This window comes from Diaphorobacter nitroreducens, assembly GCF_002214645.1.
Taxonomy (GTDB): Bacteria; Pseudomonadota; Gammaproteobacteria; order Burkholderiales; family Burkholderiaceae_C; genus Diaphorobacter; species Diaphorobacter nitroreducens.
The window spans coordinates 3725001-3749096 of the sequence record NZ_CP016278.1 but is presented as its reverse complement, the minus strand read 5'-3'; the positions used below and the strand labels follow the sequence as shown (position 1 = coordinate 3749096).

The following is a 24096-nucleotide window of genomic DNA, read 5'->3' as shown; positions in this document are numbered from 1 at the left end:
GATCAGCCCAGCCAGGAGGGCTTGCGCTTTTGCAGGAACGACTGCACGCCCTCGCGGCCCTCGCTGCTCGCGCGGATGTCGGCAATGCCCTCCACCGTGGCGGCGATGAGTGCGGCGTCGATCTCGCGCCCGGCCACATCGCGCACCAGCGTCTTGCAGGCGCGCACGGCGTTCGGGCTCGCGGCCGTCAGTGCCTTGAGCAGCTCGTCCACCTGGGCGTCGAGCTGATCTGCGCCGACCACTTGGTGCACGAAACCGATGCGCAAGGCCTCGGCCGCGCTGAAGCGTTCCGCGGTGAGGAAGTAGCGGTGCGCGGCGCGCGCGCCCATGGCGCGGATCACGTAGGGGCTGATGGTGGCGGGGATCAGGCCGATCTTCACCTCGGACAGGCAAAAGCCCGCGGTATCGACCGCCACCGCCATGTCGCAGGCCGCGACCAGCCCCATGCCGCCGGCGTACACGTCACCCTGCACGCGCGCCACGGTGGGCTTGGGGCATTCGTAGATCACGCGCAGCATCTCGGCCAGCTTGGCGGCGTCGGCAAGGTTCTCTTGGCGCGTGTAGTCGGCCATGCGGCGCATCCAGTTCAGATTGGCACCCGCGCAGAAGGCCGGCCCCTCGGCGGCCAGCACCACGGCGCGCACGTCGGCGCGTCCCCCGACTTCCGTGAAGGCCGCGGTGATCTCTGCGATCACTTCGTCGCTGAAGGCATTGCGGATTTCGGGCTGCGTCAGCGTGATGCGCGCCACCGCGCCCGATTGGGTGATGGAAAGGTTCTGGCTCATGGCGTATCCGGGTTCTGCAGGAAGTAGACAAGGTCGAGCGTCGGGCACGGCTGGCCCAGCGCGGTGAGTGCCGCCGTGATCTGTCCGCGGTGGTGCGTACCGTGGTTGAACACATGCGCCAGCGTGGCGGCAAACGGCAGCACGGCGGGCGTGCCGCGCATGGTGGTGTAGGACAGCGCACCCTCCCAGCGCGCTGGCGCAAAGCCGGCGATCAGCGGCTCCCAGCGCGCGGCGCCTTCCCGAAGCCGCTCGGCCAGGCGCGCGCGATCGCTCTCCACCTCGGCATCCAGCGCCATGCGGGGCGACGCGCCTTCGGCAAAGCGCGCGAACCACAGCAGGTGCTCGCCCACCAGCAGATGGTTGAGCGTGCCATGGATGCTGCGAAAGAACAGGCCCATGTCGCGCCGGTAGTCCGCCTCGGGCAGCACCTGCACGGCGGCCAGCAGGCGCGCCGTGGCCCACACGTTGTAGCGCGCGAGCAGGCTGAAATGGGTGACGGCATCCATGGACCGCGCCTTACATGCGGAACACGCCGAACTTCATGTCTTCGATCGGCGCATGGCGCGAAGCCGCCAGCGCCAGCGCCAGCACGCGGCGCGTGTCGGCGGGGTCGATGATGCCGTCGTCCCACAGGCGGGCGGTGGCGTAGTAGGGGTGGCCCTGTTCCTCGTACTGGCGGCGGATGGGCGTCTTGAAGGCCTCTTCTTCCTCCATGCTCCAGCTGCCGCCCTTGCCCTCGATGCCGTCGCGCTTGACGGTGGCCAGCACGCTGGCGGCCTGCTCGCCGCCCATCACGCTGATGCGCGCGTTGGGCCACATCCACAGAAAGCGCGGCGAGTACGCGCGGCCGCACATGCCGTAGTTGCCCGCGCCGAAGCTGCCGCCGATGATCACCGTGAACTTGGGCACGTTGGCCGTGGCCACCGCCGTGACCATCTTGGCGCCGTGGCGGGCGATGCCCTCGTTCTCGTACTTGCGCCCGACCATGAAGCCGGTGATGTTCTGCAGGAAGACGAGCGGAATCTTGCGCTGGCAGCACAGCTCGATGAAGTGCGCGCCCTTCTGCGCGCTCTCGCTGAACAGGATGCCGTTGTTGGCCACGATGCCCACTGCCATGCCCTCGATGCGCGCGAAGCCGCACACCAGGGTGTTGCCATAGCGCGCCTTGAACTCGTCGAACGCACTGCCGTCCACGATGCGGGCGATGATCTCGCGCACGTCGAAGGGCTTGCGCGTGTCCACGGGGATGACGCCATACAGCTCTTCTGCTGCATATTTAGGAGCTACTGGCGCTTGATCCGTGGGCGCTACGGGCTGATTTCTATTCAAATTTTTGACAGCCCCGCGCGCCAGCGAGAGCGCATGCAGGTCATTCTGTGCCAGGTGGTCGGCCACGCCGGACAGGCGCGTGTGCACGTCGCCGCCGCCCAGGTCTTCGCTGCTGACGACCTCGCCCGTGGCGGCCTTCACCAGCGGCGGGCCGCCCAGGAAGATGGTGCCCTGGTTCTTGACGATGATGGTCTCGTCGCTCATGGCCGGCACGTAGGCGCCGCCGGCCGTGCACGAACCCATGACCACGGCGATCTGCGCCAGGCCCTGCGCGCTCATGTTGGCCTGGTTGTAGAAGATGCGGCCGAAGTGGTCGCGGTCGGGGAAGACCTCGTCCTGGTTGGGCAGGTTGGCGCCGCCCGAGTCCACCAGGTAGATGCACGGAAGGCAGTTCTGCTGCGCGATCTCCTGCGCGCGCAGGTGCTTCTTCACCGTCATGGGGTAGTAGGTGCCGCCCTTCACCGTGGCGTCGTTGCACACGATCATGCAGGCGATGCCGGCCACGCTGCCGATGCCCGCGATCAGGCCCGCGCCGGGCGCGTCGTTGCCGTACATGTTGAGGGCCGCCAGCGGGGCGATCTCCAGGAACGGCGTGCCGGGGTCCAGCAGCATCTCCACGCGCTCGCGCGGCAGCAGCTTGCCGCGCGCCACATGCTTGGCGCGGGCGGCCTCGCCGCCGCCCTGGGACACGCGCTCGATCTGGGCGCGCAGGTCCTCCACCACGGCGCGCATGGCGGCGGCGTTGGCCTGGAAGTCGGCCGAGCGCGGGTTGAGTTGGGATTCAAGAATCATGGCAGTGGCTCGTTTCAAGCGGTTTTGTCTTCGGCAAGGCCCAGCTCGTCTTTCATGACGTCGCGGATCTTGAACTTCTGGATCTTGCCCGTCACCGTCATCGGGAAGCTGGTAACGAAGCGGATGTAGCGCGGCACCTTGTAGTGCGCGATCTGGCCTTTGCAGAAGGCACGGATGTCGTCCTCGCTGGGGCGCGTGCCGGGCTTGGCGATGATCCAGGCGCACAGTTCCTCGCCGAAGCGCTGGTCGGGCACGCCCACCACCTGCACGTCCTGCACCATGGGATGGCGGTAGAGGAATTCCTCGATCTCGCGCGGGTACACGTTCTCTCCGCCGCGGATCACCATGTCCTTGATGCGGCCGACGATGTTCACGTAGCCCTCGTCGTCCATGGTGGCCAGGTCGCCCGTGTGCATCCAGCCGCCTTCGTCGATCGCCTCGCGGGTTTTGGCCTCGTCGCCCCAGTAGCCGTGCATGACGGAGTAGCCCTGGGTGCACAGCTCGCCGCGCTCGCCGCGCGGCACCACGGCGCCGGTCTCGGGGTCGATGATCTTCACCTCCAGGTGCGGCTGCACGCGGCCCACGGTGGACACGCGCTTGGCCAGCGGCGTTTCGGCGTCGCTCTGGCAGCTCACGGGGCTGGTCTCGGTCATGCCATAGGCGATGGTGATCTCCGACAGGTGCATGTCGCCCACCACGCGCTTCATCACCTCGATCGGGCACGGGCTGCCGGCCATGATGCCGGTACGCAGGGTGCGCAGGTCGAACTCGGCAAAGCGCGGGTGGTCCAGCTCGGCAATGAACATGGTGGGCACGCCGTGCAGGCCGGTGCAGCGCTCGGCCTGCACGGTCTCCAGCACGGTCAGGGCGTCGAAGCCGTCGTTGGGGTACACGATGGTGCTGCCATGCGTGAGGCAGGCCAGGTTGCCCAGCACCATGCCGAAGCAGTGGTACAGCGGCACGGGAATGCACAGCCGGTCCTCGGGCGTGAGGCGCATGCACTCGCCGATGAAGAAACCGTTGTTCAGGATGTTGCGGTGCGTGAGCGTGGCGCCCTTCGGGAACCCGGTGGTGCCGCTGGTGAACTGGATGTTGATGGGGTCGGTGTTGTGCAGCTGGGCGGCAATGGCGTCGATGCGCGCGTCCTGCGCGTCGCCCCGCGCCATCAGCGTGGAAAACCGCAGCATGCCCGGCTGTTCGTCGCCTTGGCCCGCCACGCCTGAGCCGGCCACGTCGATCCACACCACCGTGCGCAGCGTGGGCAGGCGCGCGGCCTGCAGTGCGCCGGTCTGGGACGCGGCCAATTCGGGTGCCAGCTCGCGCAGCATGCCCAGATAGTCGCTGGTCTTGAACTGCGGCATGGCCACCAGTGCCTTGCAGCCGACCTTGTTCAGCGCGTACTCCACCTCGGCCGTGCGGTAAGCCGGGTTGATGTTCACCAGGATCAGGCCCACCTGCGCCGTGGCCAGTTGCATCAGCACCCATTCGGCGTTGTTGTGCGACCAGATGCCGATGCGGTCGCCCTTGGCGAGCCCCAGGCCCAGCAGCGCGCTGGCCAGTTGGCGGGCCGCCTGGTGCAGCTCGGCGTAGGTGTAGCGCAGGCCCTGGTGGCGGCTGACCAGTGCCTCGCGCGTGGGCTGGCGCTGCGCCATGCCGGCGAAGAAGTCGCCCAGCGTCTGCTCGATGAGGGGGGTGGCGGCACTGCCACGCGCATGGCTCAACGCGGCCGATGGGGTGGATGCGGGTTCCATGGGCTTGTCTCCTGGTCGGGGGGGCCAGCGCCCGCGCGGGGCCCGGCAACAGGCTGCACAGCATACGCCGCACCCCCGCACGCGCGGTGACCGAGATGGGTCAGAAAGGTTGCAAATTGCGCCACGGAGTTGCAGACTCCACGCATGCCCAACCACCCTGACCCCGCGCCGCCACCGCCCGCACCCACCGCACTCCTCGCTACACCCACGGCCGCCACGCCCATGGCGTTTGTGCAGGCCATCGTGCAGGCCTACGCAGCGCGCGGAATGGACGCGGCGCAGGTGCTGGCGCTGGCACAAATCCCGCCAGAGCAGGTTGGCAACTCTGCGGGCCGCATCACGGCGCAGCAGATGGAGGTGCTGTCCGCCGGTGCGATGCGCGAGCTGGACGACGAAGCCCTGGGCTGGTTCTCCCGCCGCCTGCCCTGGGGCAGCTACGGCCTGCTGGCGCGCGCCTCGCTGAGTGCACCCACACTGGGCCTGGCGCTGGCGCGCTGGTGCCGCCACCACGCGCTGCTGACGGACGACATCACGCTGCACCTACACGCCGAGGGCCAGCAGGCCACGCTCACCATCGCCGAGCAGCGCGACCTGGGCACGCTGCGCGAGTTCTGCCTGGTTTCCACGCTGCGCAACGCGCTCGGGCTGGCCAGCTGGTTCATCGACTCGCGCTTGCCGGTGCTGGCGGCCGAGTTCCCCTTCGCGCCACCGCCCCATGCGCAGGCCTATGGCGTGCTCTTCAGCGGCCCGACGCGCTTTCAGGCACCGCACGCGGCCGTGCATTTCGATGCGCGCTACCTCGCGCTGCCGATCACGCGCGACGAGGCGGCCATGCGCCAGATGCTGCAGCACGCGCTGCCCCTCACCGTGCGCCAGTACCGCCGCGACCGGCTGCTGGTGCAGCGCGTGCGCCAGGTGCTGGCCGCCCTGCCCGACGCGACCCACAGCGCACACACGCTGGCCGAGCAGCTGCACGTCTCGGCGCGCACGCTGCACCGCCAACTCAAGGAGGAAGGCGCGTCGCTGCAGTCGCTGAAAGACGAGGTGCGCCGCAGCCGCGCGATCGAGCTGCTGCACCGCAGCGACCGCCCCATCAAGCAGGTGGCGCAGGCCACGGGCTTTGCCAGCGAGAAGAGCTTCATCCGCGCGTTTCGCGGCTGGACAGGCCAGTCGCCCGCGGAGTTCCGCCGCGGCGCGCGCTCCGTAGCGGTATAGACGCTCATTTATTAGTAGCTGCTAGCGCCTACCCAGCAAGCGCTAGAGCCCAATTTGGCTTAAACCGCAACCCGCATGGCCTGCAGCAGCGCGGGCAGTTCTGCCATATCGGCCATGACCTGCACGGCGCCAGCGGCGCGCAGCGCCTCGGCAGAGCCATGGCCCACGGGCGACGGGCTGTAGCCCAGCACCGTGGCGCCCGCGGCCACGCCGGCCGTGACGCCGGTCACCGTGTCTTCCACCACCAGACAGCGCAGGGGCGGCAAGCCCACGGCTGCCGCCGCTGCCAGATACACGTCGGGTGCAGGCTTGGTGGCGGGCATCTCGTGGCCGCTGAAAACGCGGCCCGCGAACAGCGGCGCCAGGCCCACCTGCGCCAGTTGCATCTCCACCTTCTGCCGGTCGGCGCCGGAGGCACAGGCGATGCGCCCCTGCAGCAGCCCGTGCACGGCGCGCACGGCTTGGGGCGCGTTGGGGATGGCCACCAGTTCGGCCTGCAGGCGTGCGTTGCGGCGCGCGTAGAACTCGGCCATCCACGCGTCGGTGAGCGGGCGGCCGGTCTCGGCCTCGATGCGCGCAGCCTCGCTGCGCACGGTCTTGCCGATGAACAGGCGCATGCACTCCTCGGGCGCCAGCAGCCAGCCGGCTTCATTGAGCATCTCGCACAGCACGCCGTTGGTAATGGGCTCGCTGTCCACCAGCACGCCATCGCAATCGAACAATATCGCTTCAAATGTCATAGGTCAGCATGATCGCAGGCGCGGGCTGCCCGGCCTCGTACAGGGTGGCCGCGCACTGCGCGTCGTAGCTCACCACGCGGTCGCGGCCCAGCTGTTTGGCGCGGTACAACGCGGCGTCTGCCTGCTGGAACAGGGGCTGGGCCGCGTCCACGCCGGCGCGCGTTTCGGTGCCTGCGGACACGACGTCGGCCGGACGCAGGTGGGCCAGGCCCATGCTTGCGGTGACGGTGAATCCGCCCGGGTTGGCGCGGTGCTCCAGCGACAGGGCGCGCAGCCCCTCCTGCAGGCGGTGCGCCACGGCCAGGGCGGCATCGGCGTCCGCGCCCGGCAGCAGCACGGCGAATTCCTCGCCTCCATAGCGCGCCAGCAGGTCACCCGGCCGCCCCAAGGCCGACGCCAGCGCCGACGCTACGCGCTGCAGGCAGCGGTCGCCCGCCACGTGGCCGTAATAGTCGTTGTAGGCCTTGAAATGGTCCACGTCGATCATCAGCAGCGCCAGCGACGAACCCTCGCGCAGCGCCTGGCTCCAGGCGCGCGCCACGGCCTCGTCCAGCGCCAGGCGGTTGGCCACCTGGGTGAGCGGGTCCATGCGCACCTGCGACTCCAGCGCGTTGCGGTAACGCGCGAGTTCGTCCTCGGTGTGCTTGCGGTCGGTGATGTCCTGCACGGTGCCGGTCATCAGCAGCGGCTCGCCGTTGCCGGCGGAGTCGCCGTACTCGCCCCACACCTCGATCCAGCGCACCTGGCCGTCGCCGTTGCGTTGGATGCGGTACTGGGTGCGCAGCGGAATGCGCTCGCTCATGGCACGGCCGTGGATCTCCAGGGTCTGCGCGCGCTCGTCGGGGTGCAGCATCCCCACCCACTGGCGCAGCGTCATGCGCCCGTCGGATGGCAGGCCGAAGATGGCGCTGGCCATGCGCGACATGATGAATGCCTCGCTCTGCCCCTCATAGACGAAGTAGCCCACCGAGGCCGCCTTCTGCGCGTTGTCCAGCCAGCGCAGGTTGCGCTCCAGCTCCGCCTTCAACGCCCGTTCGCGCCGCCAGGCCCGCCCCTGCCACAGCACCACGACGCAGCCCAGCGACAGCAGCCCCAGGCTGACGAACAGGCTCAGGGCCAGCCATTCGCGCCGCTGGGCAGCGGTGAAGGCGTCGGCCACGTCCACCTTGGACACCAGCAGCCAGGGCGAGTCCGGCACCGCGCTGGCCACCGCCAGCACCGGCTGGTTGCGATAGTCGCTGCCGTAGAAGGCGCCCCGCACGCCCGCGACGGCCAGCACCATGGGATCGCGGCTGCCCGGCTCCGCCGGAAGGCGCAGCGCCAGTGGTTCATCGCTGCGATGGCGCAGGGGGCTGAGGAACAAGGCCGTATCGTCCTGCCGCTCCACCAGCACCGATTCGGCGGTGCGGCTGCTGGTGGGCCAGGTCTCCAGCAATGGGTAGAGCGTGGTGCGCGCATCCATCACCAGCCAGATGGCCCCCAGCGACGCGGTTCCGTCATACAGCGGCGCCAGCAATCCGAAGAACGGAAAGGCGAAGGCCGGGTCGCGGCGCAGCTCGACAATGCCGGGCTCGGCCCGCGCCAGCGCGCCCTCCAGCGCGCGCATCTCGGGTGGCTGCAGCGCGCCCGTGGCCGGCCCGCCGGCATCCAGGATCAGCCGGCCCTGCGGATCGACGAAATAGGCAGCGGTATAGCGCACATGCTCGACCAGGATGCGCAACCGCTCACGCACCGCCTGTTCGGCGTCAGGCGCCGCCGTTGCGCGCCAGCGGGCCACCGCCTGTGCCAGAAGGCGGTCGTCGGTGAGTGCCGCCGCCTCCTGCAAGCGCCGGCGCCGCCAGTCCGTCACCCCCCGCACCTGCATGTGGTTCACGGCCTGCAGGCCGCCTTCGATCTGGTGGCGGTAGCGTTGCTCACGCGCCTGGTAGATGGCATGCACCCCCCAGCCAATCGCCGCAAACAGCAGGGCGACAAGCAACCCGAGCGCCCACCACGCGCGGGCAGGCGCCGGTAGGCGGAGCGAGGCCACAGGCGAAGTCATGGGTGAAAACGGCGCGGGTTGAACCCCCAGGGGACGATAGGAATAGCCAATGTGCCCCTACTATGTCACAGTCTGTAGCATTCGAGCACCGGGGCCACAGGCCCCCATCCCTGATGGTGTAGCCCATGCCTGCGCAGCCTCCCACTTCCCTCACCCGCCGTGCCTGCCTGGCCCAGGCCCTCGCGCTGTGCGCTTCGCCGGCCGCCGCGCAGGTCTCACCGCGTGCCGCGGAACGCTCCGTGGTGATCAACCTCTCCCTGGAGCCCGACAGCCTGGACCCCACCATGGCCGCTGCCGCCGCCGTGGGCGAGGTGACGCACTACAACGTGCTGGAGGGGCTGACGCAGATCACGGAAAACGGCGCGGTACAGCCGCTGCTGGCCGAGTCCTGGAACACCGACCCGAACGGCCTCGCGTGCACCTTCCGGCTGCGCCAGGGGGTGCGTTTTCACGACGGCAGCGCGCTCAACGCCGCGGCCGTGCGTTTCAGCTTCGAGCGTGCCGTCGCGCCCGGCTCCACCAACAAGTCCCGCAAGGCGCTCTTCGACAACATCGCCACGGTGGTCACGCCCGATGCGCACACCGTCACGCTCACGCTGCACCACCCCGATCCGCACCTGCTCTTCCGCCTGGGCGAGGGGCCGGCCGTGATCCTGCACCCGGACACGGCCGCACAGGCGGCCAGCGCCCCGGTGGGCACGGGCCCCTACCGCGTACAGCGCTGGGAGCGCGGCCAACGCATCACGCTGGTCAAGGCCGAGTCCCACCGCCACGCAGCCCAGGTGCGCATGGAGCGTGCCGTGTACCGCTTTCTGCACGACCTGGAGGCGCAGGACAACGCCCTGCGTGCGGGCGAGATCGACGTGCTGTTCAACTTCGCCACGCAGACGGTGCGGCGCTTTCAGGACAACAGCCATTACCAGGTGTTGATCGGGGCCTCCGGCGGCAAGGGGATGCTGGCGTTGAACCACCGCAGCAAACCCCTGGACGACGTGCGCGTGCGCCGCGCCATCACCCACGCCATCGACCGCGAGGGCTTTATCCGCACCGCGCTGGATGGGCGCGGCGTGGTGATCGGCAGCCACTTCAGTCCCACGGACGCGGGTTACGTGCACCTGGCCAGCCTGCACCCCTACGACCCCGCCCGCGCACGCGCCCTGCTGAAACAGGCCGGGGTGCAGACGCCGCTGCGGCTGGAACTGGCCCTGCCTCCCGCACCGTACGCACACGTGGGTGGGCCATTGATCGCCCGCGACCTGGCCCAGGTGGGCATCGAGGCCAACATCCAGCAGCTGAGCTGGCAGCAGTGGCTGCAGGGCCCGTTCAAGGGCCAGTTCGACATGACTCTCATCAATCATGTGGAGCCGCTGGACTACCGCATCTACACCGATCCGGGCTACTACTTCGGCTACGACAGCCCGGCCTTTCGCGCCCTGGTGGAGCGCCACGCCAGCGCCACCAACGCGCGCGAGCGCCAGATGCTGTTCTCCCAGATGCAGCGGCACTTGGCGCAGGATGCCGTCAACGCCTGGATCTTTGCCCCGCAGATCGGCACCGTGGTACGCAAGGGCCTGCGCGGCACCTGGATGAATTACCCCATCTTTGCGCACCAGATCGCCGCCATGTGGTGGGAGTGAGCAACCATCACTCTCTATTTCATAGCTGTTGGCACTTATCAACAATGGCTCGCGACCGAATTTGACATCTAGCCGATCTCCAGGCTGCCCGACCACGAACCATCAGCCCTCTGGCCTGCGCCGGAAGGTCGCTTTCGTGCCAGCGGTGAATGAGTCGCCGCCGCACCCAGTGCCTGCCGAGGAGCAGGCGCAAGGCCTCTGGGGGACAGAAGCTGCCCGACGCGCCCCGCGTTTCGCAGCGCGCGCCGTGGGCAATGGGTTGGCGGTCGACCAGGGTGCTGAGGGCAAGGCGTCAGGGGAAGGTGATCCCTGCCAGCGGATGCCGCAGGGCCACTGCGCCGCGCACGGACAGCTTGTGCACGCGCTGCCCGCCAAGTACTAGTTCGCCGTAGAAGAAATAGCCCTGGGCCGCGCGCTCGTTCAGGCCGTCGAGGAACTGTGCCAGCGAGGTCTGATCTGGAAGCTCCTGCAGGTGGTAGTCCACCCGGCCACTTTGCGCCGAACTTTTCTCGTAGACCTGTGCACCCGTCGATCCCGCCAGCACCATGCCTCCCAGATAGAGATAGCCCTGTGCACCCATGGTCTCCAGGCGCTTGAGCAGCACTTGCGGCAGGTGCATGTCGGTGACGTCCTGCAGGGAGTAACTGTAAGTGGTGGTGGACGCATCCTTCACGTACAGGTTGAAGATCTCCCCTCCGACAGACATGGGTCCCACCAGGCGGAAGCCCCGGGCCCCTTGCGCATTGAGCTGCGCCTGGAAGCCTGCCTGGGACAAGGCCGTGGGAAGGGGCATCTTTTCATAGACGAAGCGCTGCTTGCCGCCGATCTCGCGCACGAACAGCGTGTACACCGCGCCGCCGTAACCTACAGGCCCCTTGAAAGCCCAGCCGCTCGCACCCTGCTGGTTGCAGCGTGCCAGCTCCGCCTCGCTCGATGCGGCCTGGGGGGCCAGGGCGTATTCCAGGCGCACACCCTGGTGCGCCGAGTCGGAAAGGTAGAAGTCCCCCGAGCCATCTGCCTGCGCCAGCACGGACACGAACGCGTAGCCTCGTGCGCCCAGCGCGTTCATAGCAGCCAGCGAGGTATCGAGCGCCTCCGAGGGCTCCTCGCAGCGATACTGTCCCGTTAGCATGCCAGGAGCTGGGGATGGGGCTGGCGCGGGTGATGGGGCAGGAGACTCACCTGGTGTGTCGTCGTTGTCGCCGCCGCCGCCGCAACCCGCCAACAGGGCGGTGATAGCGGTCAATGCCGCGCGGCGGTGGATGTCTGCAGTCATCATGGGTATTCCCTTGTCGTTGTGATGGGGTGTTGTGAGGCCGCCGTCGCGGGTGCGCTGGCAGCGGGTCTGGAGGCGCGTCCCGCCAGCGGCGGTGGACCCTTTTGGCACCACATGGGTGCGAATGTGGCGCAGCGCCCAGAATTGTGGTTACAGTCCCGCCCTTGCCCTATCCCCCGCTAGAGGGGTATTTGTTACTCCCGCAGCGCACCCCGTGCGGGCAGGCATCCGATGCGCAGGCCCTCTTCGTGACGTGTCTCTCCAACCCCGAAATTCCCCATCTCACCCCACCCCGTCGATACGCGCTGGTCGTGGATGACCACCCGTTCATGGCGCACGGCCTGACGACCTTCCTGGGCCTGCAGGAGGGGCTGGACGAGGCCGTGCATGCCGGTTCCGCCCATGAGGCGCTGCACACCATCGTGCGGTGCGGCCGGCCGGTCTTGGCGTTGGTGGACTTCTGGCTGCCCGAGGGCGCCACGGACGGACTGGTGCGCGAGCTGTTGGCCCTGGCCCCCCAGATGCGCGTGCTGATGACCAGCGGTGACGACCATCCGGCGGTGGCGCTCAAGGCGCGCACCAGTGGCGCCCATGGCTTTGTGCACAAGCAGCAGCCGCCCGAGGTCGTGGCCCAGGCCGTCGCCGCAGTGCTGGCGGGAGGCACCTGGTTTCCCGCGGCGTCCCCTTCAGCTGCGGCCAGTTCCACAAGCGCGCGCGAGGTCGCACTCCATCCCGCCGACCTGGGGCTGACGCTGCGCCAGGGCCAGGCGCTGGAGCTGCTGCTGCAAGGCCTGGCCAACAAGCAGATCGCTGCGGCGCTGAACCTGTCGGAACACACAGTCAAGGACCATGTGGCAGCCATTCTGGAGCGCCTGGGCGCCCGCAACCGGGTGGAGGCCATCGCCCGGCTGCGCGGCGTGCGGCTGGAACTGCCTTACTGAGGCGCCCGTTGCGCAGCGCCGGAAGGCGCGCCTTCCCCGAGCCAGCGTGATAGCAGCGCATGCAGCAGATCGGGGCACACGGGCTTGGACAACACCAGATAGCCTTCTTCCTCGGCCTGTCGCAGCTGCGGCGAGTCATGTTCCGCGCTGAGCATGACTCCGCGCGCGTGACCGCAGTGCTCCAGCACGGCGCACAGCACGGCAAAGCCGCTTTCGCCCCCCTGGAGGCGCTGGTCGCACAGCACCGCCTGTGGCCGGCCGCCCTGCGCCAGCCACTGCAGCGCCTGGGCACCGCTGGCGACCGTTTCCACCTGCAAGCCCCACGACTGCATCAGCAGCGCCAGGGCCGCGCGCACTTGAGGATCATCGTCCACCACCAGGCATTCCCCGGCGAGCAGCTGGTGGGCGGGGCCTGCCTGCGGCCTGTCCTGATCCGCCGGGGGCGGTGCCCCGTGGTGCAGCCGCGGCGGCACCGCCGGCACCAGCAGCCAGAAGCATGCGCCGCGGCCGGGTACCGAGTCGACGCCATATTCCACCCCCATGCTGCCCGCACACAGCGCCACCGTGGCCAGGCCCAGGCCGTAGCCAGGGCCGCCGACCAAGGCACCTGCGCGTCCGCGCGCGTACGGCATGAAGATGCGCGCCCGCTCCTGGGGCGCGATGCCGGAGCCCGTGTCCCAGACCTCGATGCGCCAGCGCGCACCCCGCCGGCGCGCACCCAGCAGGACGCCACCTTCACGGGTGTAGCGCAGCGCGTTGTGCAGCAGGTTGAACACCATCTGGCGCAGCAGTGCGGGATCGGCATGGACCCACGCGGTGCCCCTGAGGGGAGCGCGGCAGCGCAGGCGCAGCCCGCTTTGCGCGGCCTGCGGCGTAAACACGGTGGCCACTTCGCCGAACAGCATGTCCAGGGACACGCTCTCCATGCGCGGGCGCATGCTGCCGTCCTCCAGGCGCGACAGGTCCAGCAGCGCCTCGAAAAGAAAGCTCAGCGAGCGCACGCAACCATGCATGTCCTGCAACACCGGAGCCAAGGACGGGTCCCGGTTGCGCTGCCGCGCCGTCTCCGTCAGCAGGCCCATGGCGTGCAGCGGCTGGCGCAGGTCATGGCTGGCCATGGCAATGAAGCGGTTCTTGTCCGCCAGCGCCCGCTCGGCCTGCTCCTTGGCGGTGCGGTACTGCTCCGCCAGCCGCAGGCGCCGGCGCTCCTGGCGTGCCTGCAGTTGCACGAACCGCCGCCCGCCCGCAGCATGGCGGGCGATCACCGCGCCGAAAGCCAGCAGCAGGGGCAGCAGATAGGGCCAGCGCGTGGGAAAGAACCAGAACACTCCGCCCAGCAGGGGCAGGTACAGGGCGGCAAAGAAGCGCCAGAAGAGGCCGGGCAGCGGAGCCAGGAAGGTGGTCGCCGAGGCGAGCACCGCGGTCAGTGTCAGGTACAGCAGCAGCCGGAAGTCGCTCGATCCTGGGTGCAGGGCAATGCCGATGGGCGCGGCCCAGAAGGCGCCCACCGCCAGCGCCAGCCAGCCGAAAAGGCGCTCCCAGCGCGGCACGGCCACGCTGTCGGGGACGGAGGCCTCGGCCTCCATGCGCCGCCGCAGCGCCATGAGTACCAGCATCAGCAGGATGAACGACGCCCACCACACCAGCATGGGGGCGGCGGGCGCGTCGCGTCCGTACACCCAGCACAACACACCGGGAACGATGAGCACCGCCACCTCCGAGGAGCCGCGCTGCGCCAGCGACCTGAGCAAGCGCCGGCGCATGGCCAGGTCGAAGGCCGAGGCTCCGCTGCCGGGCGGCAGCGAGTTGCTCCAGGCGTGCGGATGCAGGCTGTCGCGTGCCCTCATGCGGTACCCCGCTCAGAGCAGGTCGCCGTCCACGTAGTACCAGCGCCCGCCCTCGCGCACGAAACGGCTACGCTCGTGCAGACGGTGGGCGCGGCCACTGCCGTCGCGCTGGCGGGCGACGAACTCCACTTCGGCATGCGTCTCGCTCAGCGGCAGGTAGGCGCGCACCTGCAGCCCCAGCCAGCGCACGCCAGGCTCGAACGGCAGCGCTGTCGGCCGCTGCGTGGCATGCCAGGTGACCAGCAGGTAGCCGGCATCCTCGCGCACAAAGGCGGTGTAGCGTGAGCGCATGAGCGCCTCGGCGCTGGGCGCGGGCTCGGTGTCGAAATGCTCCACGTAGCGGCCGCAGCAGTCGGCATAGGCCAGGGGCCGGCGCCGGTGAGTGGCGCCGCAGGGGCAGGGCTGCAAGGTCATGCGGCGATTATTGAACGTAGACTGCCCCCCTCACGTTGCAGATGGGGGGCCTTGCATGTGGTCTATGGGTGTTCCGTGGTGGGAATTCGTGCTGCGCGGCGTGGTGGTGTATGTCTTTTTGCTGGTGTTTCTGCGCCTGACGGGCAAGCGCCAGACGGGGCAGTACGCACCGTTCGATCTGGTGTTGCTCCTGATCCTCTCGAACGCGGTGCAGAACTCGATGAACGCGGGCGACAACTCGCTCATCGGCGGGCTGATCTCGGCCTCCACATTGATCCTGTGCCATGTGGCGCTGGCGCAGCTCACGTTCCGCATGCGGTGGCTGGAACGCCTGATCGACGGTCACGCGCAGGTGGTCGTGCAGGACGGACAGGTGGACGAGGCGCTGTTGCGGCGCGAGCTGATCTCTCCCAGCGACCTGGCTGCCGCGCTGCGCATGGGCGGCTGCCTGCATACCCACGAGGTGGAGCGTGCCACGCTGGAGACCAACGGCACCATCACCGTGGTGCTCAAGAAGCGCTGACGCATCTACATCAAAATGGCCTGTCGCGCCCGTCTGGCGGGCGCGAGCAGCTATTCAAACAATAGCACCATCACGCCAGTGCACGCTGGATGATGATCTTCTGCACGTCGCTCGTGCCTTCGTAGATCTGGCACACGCGCACGTCGCGGTAGATGCGCTCCACCGGGAAGTCGTTCACCACACCATAGCCGCCCAATGTCTGAATGGCGGCGCTGCACACGCGCTCGGCCATTTCGCTGGCGAAGAGCTTCGCCATGGCAGCTTCCTTCAGGCAGGGGCGCCCCGCATCGCGCAGCGCGGCGGCGTGCCAGATGAGCTGGCGCGCGGCCTCGATCTGCATGGCGCAGTCGGCCAGGCGAAAGCCCACGGCCTGGTGGTTGAAGATGGGCTGGCCGAAGCTCTCGCGCTCTTTCGAGTACGCCAGCGCCGCATCAAACGCGCTGCGCGCCATGCCCACGCTTTGCGCGGCGATACCGATGCGGCCACCTTCGAGCGCGCCCAGCGCGATCTTGTAGCCCTCGCCCTCCGCGCCAATGAGGTTCTCGGCCGGGATGCGGCAGTGGTCGAAGTTGATCTGCGCCGTGTCGCTGCTGTGTTGGCCCAGCTTGTCCTCCAGGCGCGCGACCACGTAGCCGGGCGTATTCGTGGGCACCAGGAACGCGCTCATGCCTTTCTTGCCCGCGCCCTTGTCGGTCACGGCAATCACGATGGCCACATGCCCATTTTTGCCGCTGGTGATGAACTGTTTGACGCCGTTGATGACGTACTCGTTGCCTTCTTTGACGGCCGTCGTGCGCAAGGCCGAAGCGTCGGAGCCCACATGCGGCTCGGTCAGGCAGAACGCGCCCAGCATCTCGCCGCGCGCCAGGGGCGTGAGCCAGTCGCGCTGCTGCTGTGCGTTGCCGTAGCGCATGAGGATGGCGTTGACCGGGCAGTTGGTCACGCTGATCGCGGTGCTCGTGCCACCGTCGCCGGCGGCGATTTCCTCCAGCACCAGGGCCAGCGTCAGGTAGTCCAGGCCCGCACCGCCCAGCTCCTCGGGCACGCAGATGCCGTAAGCGCCCAGTGCGGCCAGGCCCTGGTGCGCCTCGCGTGGAAAGTGGTGTTCCTTGTCCCAGCGCGCGGCATTCGGCCACAGCTCCTGCTGGGCGAAGTCGCGCACGGCGTCGCGGATCATTTCCTGGTCTTGGGTCAGCAGCATCGTGTCTCCGTAGGGTTCAGTGGTTCTTGAAGTGGCGCGTTGCGCGGGGCTTACCAGTGCGTGGCGCGCCGGCCGTCGTGGTGCAGCAGGCGTGCGCGGTCCGCGGGTGTGACCTGCGCCAGCACCGCGCGCATGCCGCGCACGCTGTCGGCCACGGTGAGCGGAGCGGCCTCGCCGCCCATGTCGGTCTGCACCCAGCCGGGGTCGATGGTGACGAGCGTCGCGGCCGGGTAATCGTGCTGCGCCGCTGCCACGGCCATGTTCAGCGCCGCCTTGCTGGTGCGGTACAGCCAGGCGTTGCTGTCCGGCACGCCGCCGATCAGCGACATGGACGAGGACACGAAGGCAAACACGCCGCCCGCGGCCTCCACCAGCGGCGCCACCTGCGGAATGACCTGCATGGCACCCAGCACGTTGGTATGCATGACGGCGTCGAAGTCCTCGCGCGTGGGCGGGGTGCGCGCACCGGGGCGGCGCATCACGCCTGCGACATACAACGCCAGGTCGGGCTTTTCGCCGTCCAGCATCCAGGCCAGTCCGCTTACGCTGGCGGGCTGGGCCACGTCCACGGTGAGGGCCTGCGCGCCCACCGCCTGCACGCGCGCGCGGCCGGCTTCGTCACGCACCGTGGCCAGCACGCGCCAGCCGTCGGCCGCGTACTGGCGCACCAGCTCCAGACCGATGCCGCGCGACGCTCCAATCACCAGGACTGTGGACATAAGTGATAAGCCAAATAGGCCGCCAGCGCTTATTCAGCAAACGCTAGCAGCTATTAAAAAGAGAGCGCCACTGCGTGTGCAGGGGCGCCCATGGCTGGCGGGTCAGACCAGTTCGATGGCCATGGCCGTGCCTTCGCCGCCGCCGATGCACAGCGTGGCCAGGCCCTTCTTCTTGCCATGGCGCTGCAGCGCGTGGATCAATGTGACGATGATGCGCGCGCCGCTGGCGCCGATGGGGTGGCCCAGAGCGCAAGCGCCGCCATGCACGTTGACCTTGTCGTGCGGCACGTTCAGCTCGGCCATCAGCGCCATGGGCACGACGGCGAAGGCCTCGTTCACCTCCCACAGGTCCACGTCCTCGACCTTCCAGCCGGCCTTCTTCAGGGCCTTCTGGGTTGCGCCCACGGGGGCGGTGGTGAACCACTCGGGCGCTTGCGAATGCGTAGCGTGCGCCACGATCTTCGCCAGCGGCTTGCAGCCCAGTTGCTGGGCGGTGGACTGGCGCATCAGCACCAGGGCGGCGGCGCCGTCGTTGATGCTGGAGCTGGAGGCGGCGGTGATGGTGCCGTCCTTCTTGAACGCGGGCTTGAGGCCGGCGATCTTGTCCAGCTTGGCCTTGGCCGGGCCTTCGTCGATGCTCACCGTCACATCGCCCTTGCGGGTTTTGACCGTTACGGGTGTGATCTCGGTGGCGAAGGCGCCGCTTTGCGTCGCCTGCTGCGCGCGCTTGACGCTTTCGATGGCAAAGGCGTCCTGCTGCTCGCGCGTGAAGCTGTACTTGACGGCGCAGTCCTCACCGAAGGTGCCCATGGAGCGGCCGGCCTCGTAGGCGTCTTCCAGGCCGTCGAGCATCATGTGGTCGTACACCTTGTCATGGCCCATGCGGTAGCCGCCGCGCCCTTTCTTGAGCAGGTAGGGGGCGTTGGTCATGCTCTCCATGCCGCCGGAGACCATCACGTCGCGGCTGCCGGCGATCAGCTGGTCATGGGCCAGGATGGTGGCCTCCATGCCCGCGCCGCACATCTTGGACAGCGTCACCGCGCCGGTGCTCTGCGGCAACCCACCCTTGAAGCCCGCCTGGCGCGCAGGCGCCTGGCCCTGGCCGGCCATCAAACAGTTGCCGAACAGCACTTCGTCCACCTTCTCGGGGGCAATGCCGGCACGCTCGACGGCGGCCTTGATGGCAGCGCCGCCCAGGTCATGCGCCGCGAGGTCGGCAAAGTCGCTCATGAAGGCGCCCATGGGCGTGCGCGCGGCGCTGACGATGACGACGGGGTCGTGGTGTTGGCTCATGTGGAATCTCCTTGGGTTTGAAATGAAGAAGGGTTTGCGCAGCGAAAGCGCCGCGCACTGTCATAGGGAAACACGTCGTACACGTGGCCGGCCTGGATGCGTTCCTTGTGCGACTGCCAGAACTCCACGTCCAGCAGGTCGGCGTGATGGCGCATGAACGCCTCGCGCACGGCGTCGTTACCCAGCAGGAACGGGCCGAAGGTCTCGGGGAACACATCGTGCGGCCCCACGGGCCACCAGACCTCGCCAGACACTTCGTCCTCCTCACAACGCGGCGGCGGCACGCGGCGGAAGTTGCAGTCGGTGAGGTATTCGATCTCGTCGTAGTCGTAGAACACGACCTTGCCATTGCGGGTGATGCCGAAGTTCTTCCAGAGCATGTCCCCGGGGAAGATGTTGGCGGCGACCATGTCCTTGATGGCGTTGCCGTATTCGGTGACGGCATGCTCCAGCGCGCTGCGTGCCTCGGGCTTGTCCAGCCCGGTATCGAAACATTCCTGCAGGTGGATGTTCAGCGGGATCATGCGCCGCTCGATGTACAGGTGCGCAATGATGACCTCCTGGCGGCCATCGCCGTCGCGGTCGCTGATCTCCATCTGGCTCGGCGCGTGCCTGCGGATCTCCTCGATGAGTTCGTCGGAAAAACGCTCGCGGGGAAAGGCAACCAGGCTGTATTCCAGCGTGTCGGCCATCCGCCCCACGCGGTCGTGCTGCTTGACCAGCAGGTACTTGCCCTGCACCTGTTCACGCGTGGTGTCCTTCGGTGCTGGGAACTGATCCTTGATGAGCTTGAAGACGTAAGGAAAGCTCGGCAGGTCGAACACCAGCATCACCATGCCCTTGATGCCGGGGGCGATGCGGAATTTGTCGGTGGAATAACGCAGGTGGTGCAGGAAATCGCGGTAGAACAGCGTTTTGCCCTGCTTGGCCAAGCCCAGCGCGGTGTAGAGCTCGGCACGGGGCTTGCGCGGCATGAGGCTGCGCAAGAACTGCACGTAGGCACTGGGGATCTCCATGTCCACCATGAAGTAGGCCCGCGCAAAGGAGAACAGCATCTGCAGGTCGTTCTCGCCGAACAGCACGGCGTCGATCAGCAGGCGACCATCCTCACCATGCAGGATGGGCAACGCAAACGGCAGTTCGTTATAGCCGTTGATGACCTTGCCGACCAGGTACGCACCCTTGTTGCGAAAGAACAGGCTGGACAGCACCTGGACCTGAAAGTTGGTGCGCAGCTTGACCGCGCCCAGGCGCTGCTGCAGGGCCTGCACCACGTAGCCCGCATCGCGCGGCAGGTCCTCGAAGTCCCGCTGCAGGGCGCAGTGCTCGACGATGCGCACAACGGTCTCGTGCAGGTTGTCGCGCGACGGGTAGTAGGCGCGATAGGTGGGCCGCGCCCCGGGGTCGTCGCTTTCGATGTACTCCGTGCTCACCGCGGGTCGCACGAAGATGAAGTCGTTATGGAAGTGCGTGCGGTGCAGGATCTTGGTGGTGACCGAATTGAAGAAGGTCTCGGCCAGCTCGGGCTGCAGGTGGTTCACCATGAGCCCGATGTAGTGCAGCTTGATCTGGTGCCACACCTCCATGGACTGGTCGCCCGCGTGGAACTCCTTGTCGAGGCGGCGCACGCACTCCTTGACGCGCAGGTCGTAGAACTCGATGCGCTCGCGCTGGGCGCGTTGCTGGCCATGCCAGTCGGCGGTCTCGAAGCGGTGCTTGGCGCGCGCAGACTCGGCGCGAAACAGGCGGTAGTGGCGGTTGAAGCCATCCATCATCGCCTTGGCGATGTCGTAGGCCTGCGGGGCATCGAGTCGCTCGGGAAACATGACCGTGCCTGCAGAACCGCGCGCAGTGCGGTGCGCCCTATTGGCGCACGCGGCTGGCCACCAGGGCCACCGCCTGGCGGTGCGCCTCGCCGAGCCCCGCCACGTCAGGTACGGACATCTGCAGATTGGTGATCAAGCCGTTGTTCAGGCTGTAGCACCATCCGTGCAGCTGCACCTTCTGACCACGCGCCCAGGCATCCTGCATCACCGTGGAGTGGGCGATGTTCATCACCTGCTCGATCGCGTTGAGTTCGCACAGCGCGTCGTGGCGCCATTGCACGTCCATGCCTTCAAGCAGGGCAGCGTGCTTGTCGCGCACGTCCTTCACATGGCGGATCCAGTTGTCCGCCAAACCAATGCGTGCGTCCTGCAGCGCCGCCAATACACCACCGCAGCCGTAGTGGCCCACGACCATCAGGTGCTCGACCTTGAGCTGGTCGACCGCGTACTGGATGGTCGACAGGCAGTTGAGGTCGGTGGGCACGACCACGTTGGCGATGTTGCGGTGGACGAACACCTCGCCCGGCTCCAGCCCCGTGATCTGGTTGGCCGGTACGCGGCTGTCTGAACAACCGATCCACATGTAGCGCGGTTTCTGCTGCGCCAGCAAGCCGGTGAAGAACCCTGGCCGGTCACGCTCCATCCGTTCCGCCCACTCGCGGTTGTGGGCAAACAGCTCGTCGATGGAGGCGGTGGTCATAAAGGCAATCCTTTTCTTCTTGCTGTGAATGAATGAGCGGCGTCGGCGCGGGCCATCAGCAGGTTTCGGCAAACAGCTCCCGGCCGATCAGCATGCGGCGGATCTCGCTGGTACCGGCGCCGATTTCGTAGAGTTTCGCATCCCGCCACAGGCGACCGAGCGGATATTCGTTGATATAGCCGTTGCCGCCGTAGATCTGCACACCTTCGCCAGCCATCCAAGTGGCTTTCTCGGCGCACCAGAGGATGACGCTGGCGCAATCCTTGCGCACCTGGCGCACGTGGTCGGAACCCAGCATGTCCAGGTTCTTGGCCACCGTGTAGGCGAACGAGCGGCCCGCCTGCAGCACGGTGTACATGTCGGCCACCTTGCCCTGGATGAGCTGGAACTCGCCAATGCTCTGGCCGAACTGCTTGCGGTCGTGGATGTAGGGCACTACGTTGTCCATCACGCTCTGCATGATGCCGAGCGGCCCACCCGTCAGTACGGCGCGCTCGTAGTCCAGGCCGCTCATCAGCACCTTGGCACCGTTGTTCACGCCGCCCAGCACGTTCTCAGCCGGTACCTCGACGTTCTGGAACACCAGCTCCCCCGTATGACTGCCGCGCATGCCGAGCTTGTCGAGCTTCTGCGCAACGCTGAAGCCTTGCATGCCTTTTTCGATAAGGAAGGCGGTCACGCCGCGCGCACCCAGTTCAGGCTCGGTCTTGGCGTACACCACCAGCGTGTCGGCATCCGGACCATTGGTGATCCACATCTTGGAACCGTTGAGCAGGTAGTAGCCGCCCTTGTCCTCCGCACGCAGCTTCATGCTGATCACGTCGGAGCCGGCACCGGGCTCGCTCATGGCGAGGGCGCCAACGTGCTCCCCGCTGATCAGCTTGGGCAGGTATTTCTTACGCTGTGCTTCGTTGCCATTGCGGTTGATCTGGTTCACGCACAGGTTGCTGTGCGCGCCGTAGCTCAAACCCACCGATGCGCTGGCGCGAGAAATCTCCTCCATGGCCACCATGTGCGCGAGGTAGCCCATGTCGGCACCACCGTATTGCTCCGGCACGGTGATACCCAACACGCCCAGATCACCGAACTTGCGCCACAGGTCCATGGGAAACTGGTCGTTGCGATCGATCTCGGCAGCGCGAGGCGCAATCTCGGCTTGCGCGAATTCGCGCACCGCGTCGCGCAGGGCGTCAATGTCTTCGCCCAACTGAAAGTTCAGGCCTGGCAACTGGGTGGCGGTGCTCATGGGTGTCTCCTCGGAAGATGATCTCTCACGGGTCGTTGGCTCGATATGTCCCCACTGCGATACGCCCAAGACGACGACGCTACAGGCCGGACAAAGCCAGGACGCGCAAATATGACGTTTACGTAAACGTCAATTATCCACGACTTTGGGCGTTGGGGCTTCAATTTTTTGAAGCAGTTCCTGAGCCTCACGCTCATGCTCCCGCACCTCGTCCAGATTGGCTTGCAAGTCCGTCATCTGGGACTCCAACTGCCTACGATGAACCGCGAGAACCTCTAGGAACTTGCGCAGTTGCACCCCCGTGTCACGAGGGCTGTCGTAGAGGTCGATGATTTCTTTGGCTTCAGTGAGCGATAGACCCAGGCGCTTTGCCCGCAGTGTCAATTTGAGCCGTGTGCGATCGCGTGCGCTGTAAATCCGATTCCGCCCCCCTGGACCTGCCCGTTCCGGACGCAGCAAGCCCATGTCCTCGTAGAACCGCATAGCGCGAGTGGTGAGATCGAATTCTTTGGCAAGATCACTGATGGTGTAGGTAGCCATGCATTGCAGACCGGGAGGCTGCTCCAATGTAGCGTGTTAGTTGACGTGAACGTCAATGCTACAGCAGATACATCCCCGTCAACACATCAAGCGGCTGCAGATCTACAGGGGAGTTGTTGAATGCTGTGCGCCAGCTGATGTTGACCGCTCAAGCCCAAAGCAAAACGCCCTCCCACTATGTTAGTGGGAGGGCGGTTTGGGCTGTAAGAGCCTGACGATGACCTACTTTCACACGGGAACCCGCACTATCATCGGCGCGAAGTCGTTTCACTGTCCTGTTCGGGATGGGAAGGAGTGGGACCAACTTGCTATGGTCATCAGGCATAAAGGGTTGCTGAGCAGTGAGGACTGCACAGCGAATTCATAGAGTCTGTGAATCAGCGTGGATTTGATTGCGTACTTGGCATAACAGTCTTGAGCTGCGATTGGCAGTCAAAGTTATAGGGTCAAGCCGCACGGGCAATTAGTACTGGTTAGCTTAATGCATTGCTGCACTTCCACACCCAGCCTATCAACGTCGTGGTCTACAACGACCCTTCAGGGGGCTCAAGGCCCCGGCAGATCTCATCTTGAAACGAGTTTCCCGCTTAGATGCTTTCAGCGGTTATCTCTTCCACACTTAGCTACTCGGCAATGCCACTGGCGTGACAACCGATACACCAGAGGTGTGTCCACTCCGGTCCTCTCGTACTAGGAGCAGGCTTCCTCAAATCTGCAGCGCCCACGGAAGATAGGGACCAAACTGTCTCACGACGTTTTAAACCCAGCTCACGTACCTCTTTAAATGGCGAACAGCCATACCCTTGGGACCGACTACAGCCCCAGGATGAGATGAGCCGACATCGAGGTGCCAAACACCGCCGTCGATATGAACTCTTGGGCGGTATCAGCCTGTTATCCCCAGAGTACCTTTTATCCGTTGAGCGATGGCCCTTCCATACAGAACCACCGGATCACTATGTCCTGCTTTCGCATCTGCTCGACTTGTCAGTCTCGCAGTTAAGCACGCTTATGCCATTGCACTATCGTCACGATGTCCGACCGTAACTAGCGTACCTTCGAACTCCTCCGTTACGCTTTGGGAGGAGACCGCCCCAGTCAAACTGCCTACCATGCACTGTCCCCGATCCAGCTAATGGACCTAGGTTAGAACCTCAAACGCACCAGGGTGGTATTTCAACGTTGGCTCCATGAGATCTAGCGACCTCACTTCAAAGCCTCCCACCTATCCTACACAGATCCGTTCAAAGTCCAATACAAAGCTACAGTAAAGGTTCATG

The 24096-nt window shown here is 66.7% G+C and carries 20 protein-coding genes and 2 rRNA genes (1 of these 22 cut by a window edge); 4 read left to right on the top strand and 18 right to left on the bottom strand.

All coding sequences use genetic code 11. From position 1 onward, the window contains the following. Positions 1–2: 2 nt before the first annotated feature. Genes BA022_RS17565 through BA022_RS17550 form a run of 4 tightly spaced genes read right to left on the bottom strand, consistent with a single transcriptional unit; the run spans position 3 to position 4657 of the window. Positions 3–785, bottom strand: coding sequence for an enoyl-CoA hydratase/isomerase family protein (locus tag BA022_RS17565; RefSeq protein ID WP_088888301.1), 783 nt, complete (start codon positions 783–785; stop codon positions 3–5). Continuing rightward, positions 782–1291, bottom strand: coding sequence for a DinB family protein (locus BA022_RS17560; protein ID WP_088888300.1), 510 nt, complete (start codon positions 1289–1291; stop codon positions 782–784). The genes BA022_RS17565 and BA022_RS17560 overlap by 4 nt, the downstream gene beginning before the upstream one ends. 10 nt (positions 1292–1301) lie before the next feature. Further along, positions 1302–2906 (bottom strand): carboxyl transferase domain-containing protein, encoded by a 1605-nt coding sequence (locus tag BA022_RS17555; protein WP_088888299.1) that lies wholly within the window; start codon positions 2904–2906, stop codon positions 1302–1304. A 14-nt stretch (positions 2907–2920) separates the two neighbouring features. Further along, positions 2921–4657 carry an AMP-binding protein gene (locus BA022_RS17550; protein WP_088888298.1) on the bottom strand — a complete coding sequence of 579 codons (1737 nt, stop codon included), beginning with the start codon at positions 4655–4657 and terminating at the stop codon, positions 2921–2923. A 144-nt stretch (positions 4658–4801) separates the two neighbouring features. Here BA022_RS17550 and BA022_RS17545 point away from each other — a divergent pair, with 144 nt between their 5' ends. Next, positions 4802–5872 carry an AraC family transcriptional regulator gene (locus tag BA022_RS17545; RefSeq protein WP_088888297.1) on the top strand — a complete coding sequence of 357 codons (1071 nt, stop codon included), beginning with the start codon at positions 4802–4804 and terminating at the stop codon, positions 5870–5872. A gap of 59 nt (positions 5873–5931) precedes the next feature. Here the strand turns inward: BA022_RS17545 and BA022_RS17540 are convergent, their stop codons facing one another. Both BA022_RS17540 and BA022_RS17535 read right to left on the bottom strand, forming a co-directional pair. Next, positions 5932–6612 carry an HAD family hydrolase gene (locus BA022_RS17540; protein ID WP_088888296.1) on the bottom strand — a complete coding sequence of 227 codons (681 nt, stop codon included), beginning with the start codon at positions 6610–6612 and terminating at the stop codon, positions 5932–5934. Next, a complete protein-coding gene (locus BA022_RS17535; protein WP_088888295.1) occupies positions 6602–8653 on the bottom strand; it encodes a diguanylate cyclase domain-containing protein in 2052 nt (683 codons plus the stop codon). Before BA022_RS17535 ends, BA022_RS17540 begins: the two co-directional genes overlap by 11 nt. 125 nt (positions 8654–8778) lie before the next feature. On the opposite strand from BA022_RS17535, the gene BA022_RS17530 reads away from it, so the two are divergent. Continuing rightward, positions 8779–10290: an ABC transporter substrate-binding protein gene (locus BA022_RS17530; protein WP_088888294.1), complete on the top strand. Its 1512-nt coding sequence runs from the start codon at positions 8779–8781 to the stop codon at positions 10288–10290. A 292-nt stretch (positions 10291–10582) separates the two neighbouring features. On the opposite strand, the gene BA022_RS17525 is transcribed toward BA022_RS17530, so the two are convergent. Continuing rightward, a complete protein-coding gene (locus BA022_RS17525; RefSeq protein ID WP_148665199.1) occupies positions 10583–11569 on the bottom strand; it encodes a hypothetical protein in 987 nt (328 codons plus the stop codon). A gap of 326 nt (positions 11570–11895) precedes the next feature. On the opposite strand from BA022_RS17525, the gene BA022_RS17520 reads away from it, so the two are divergent. Continuing rightward, the gene (locus BA022_RS17520) at positions 11896–12507 is read left to right on the top strand and encodes a response regulator transcription factor (protein ID WP_088888660.1); all 612 of its coding nucleotides are present in this window, start codon (positions 11896–11898) and stop codon (positions 12505–12507) included. Here the strand turns inward: BA022_RS17520 and BA022_RS17515 are convergent. Further along, positions 12501–14354, bottom strand: a complete 1854-nt coding sequence (locus BA022_RS17515; protein ID WP_228403650.1) for an ATP-binding response regulator — start codon at positions 14352–14354, stop codon at positions 12501–12503. The genes BA022_RS17520 and BA022_RS17515 overlap by 7 nt on opposite strands. A 12-nt stretch (positions 14355–14366) precedes the next feature. Further along, positions 14367–14768: a YchJ family protein gene (locus BA022_RS17510; protein ID WP_088888292.1), complete on the bottom strand. Its 402-nt coding sequence runs from the start codon at positions 14766–14768 to the stop codon at positions 14367–14369. Positions 14769–14823: 55 nt separating this feature from the next. Between BA022_RS17510 and BA022_RS17505 the strand changes: the two genes are divergently transcribed. Continuing rightward, the gene (locus BA022_RS17505) at positions 14824–15291 is read left to right on the top strand and encodes a DUF421 domain-containing protein (protein WP_015914325.1); all 468 of its coding nucleotides are present in this window, start codon (positions 14824–14826) and stop codon (positions 15289–15291) included. A 70-nt stretch (positions 15292–15361) separates the two neighbouring features. Here BA022_RS17505 and BA022_RS17500 read toward each other — a convergent pair whose 3' ends face one another. The 9 genes from BA022_RS17500 to BA022_RS17460 all read right to left on the bottom strand — a co-directional run. Further along, positions 15362–16492 (bottom strand): acyl-CoA dehydrogenase family protein, encoded by a 1131-nt coding sequence (locus BA022_RS17500; protein WP_088888291.1) that lies wholly within the window; start codon positions 16490–16492, stop codon positions 15362–15364. A gap of 50 nt (positions 16493–16542) precedes the next feature. After that, complete coding sequence (locus BA022_RS17495) at positions 16543–17211, bottom strand: SDR family oxidoreductase (protein WP_088888290.1); 669 nt, start codon at positions 17209–17211, stop codon at positions 16543–16545. Positions 17212–17313: 102 nt separating this feature from the next. After that, positions 17314–18504: an acetyl-CoA C-acyltransferase gene (locus tag BA022_RS17490; RefSeq protein ID WP_088888289.1), complete on the bottom strand. Its 1191-nt coding sequence runs from the start codon at positions 18502–18504 to the stop codon at positions 17314–17316. After that, positions 18501–20330 (bottom strand): bifunctional isocitrate dehydrogenase kinase/phosphatase, encoded by a 1830-nt coding sequence (aceK, locus tag BA022_RS17485; protein ID WP_088888288.1) that lies wholly within the window; start codon positions 20328–20330, stop codon positions 18501–18503. Before aceK ends, BA022_RS17490 begins: the two co-directional genes overlap by 4 nt. Positions 20331–20367: 37 nt before the next feature. Next, positions 20368–21030 carry a carbonate dehydratase gene (can, locus tag BA022_RS17480; protein ID WP_015914330.1) on the bottom strand — a complete coding sequence of 221 codons (663 nt, stop codon included), beginning with the start codon at positions 21028–21030 and terminating at the stop codon, positions 20368–20370. A 55-nt stretch (positions 21031–21085) separates the two neighbouring features. Then, positions 21086–22276 carry an isovaleryl-CoA dehydrogenase gene (locus BA022_RS17475; RefSeq protein WP_088888287.1) on the bottom strand — a complete coding sequence of 397 codons (1191 nt, stop codon included), beginning with the start codon at positions 22274–22276 and terminating at the stop codon, positions 21086–21088. Between the two features lie 129 nt (positions 22277–22405). After that, positions 22406–22816: a MerR family transcriptional regulator gene (locus BA022_RS17470; protein ID WP_011806870.1), complete on the bottom strand. Its 411-nt coding sequence runs from the start codon at positions 22814–22816 to the stop codon at positions 22406–22408. Between the two features lie 209 nt (positions 22817–23025). Continuing rightward, positions 23026–23138, bottom strand: a 5S ribosomal RNA gene (gene rrf / locus BA022_RS17465). Positions 23139–23258: 120 nt separating this feature from the next. Beyond that, positions 23259–24096, bottom strand: a 23S ribosomal RNA gene (locus BA022_RS17460); it runs 2038 nt beyond the window's last position.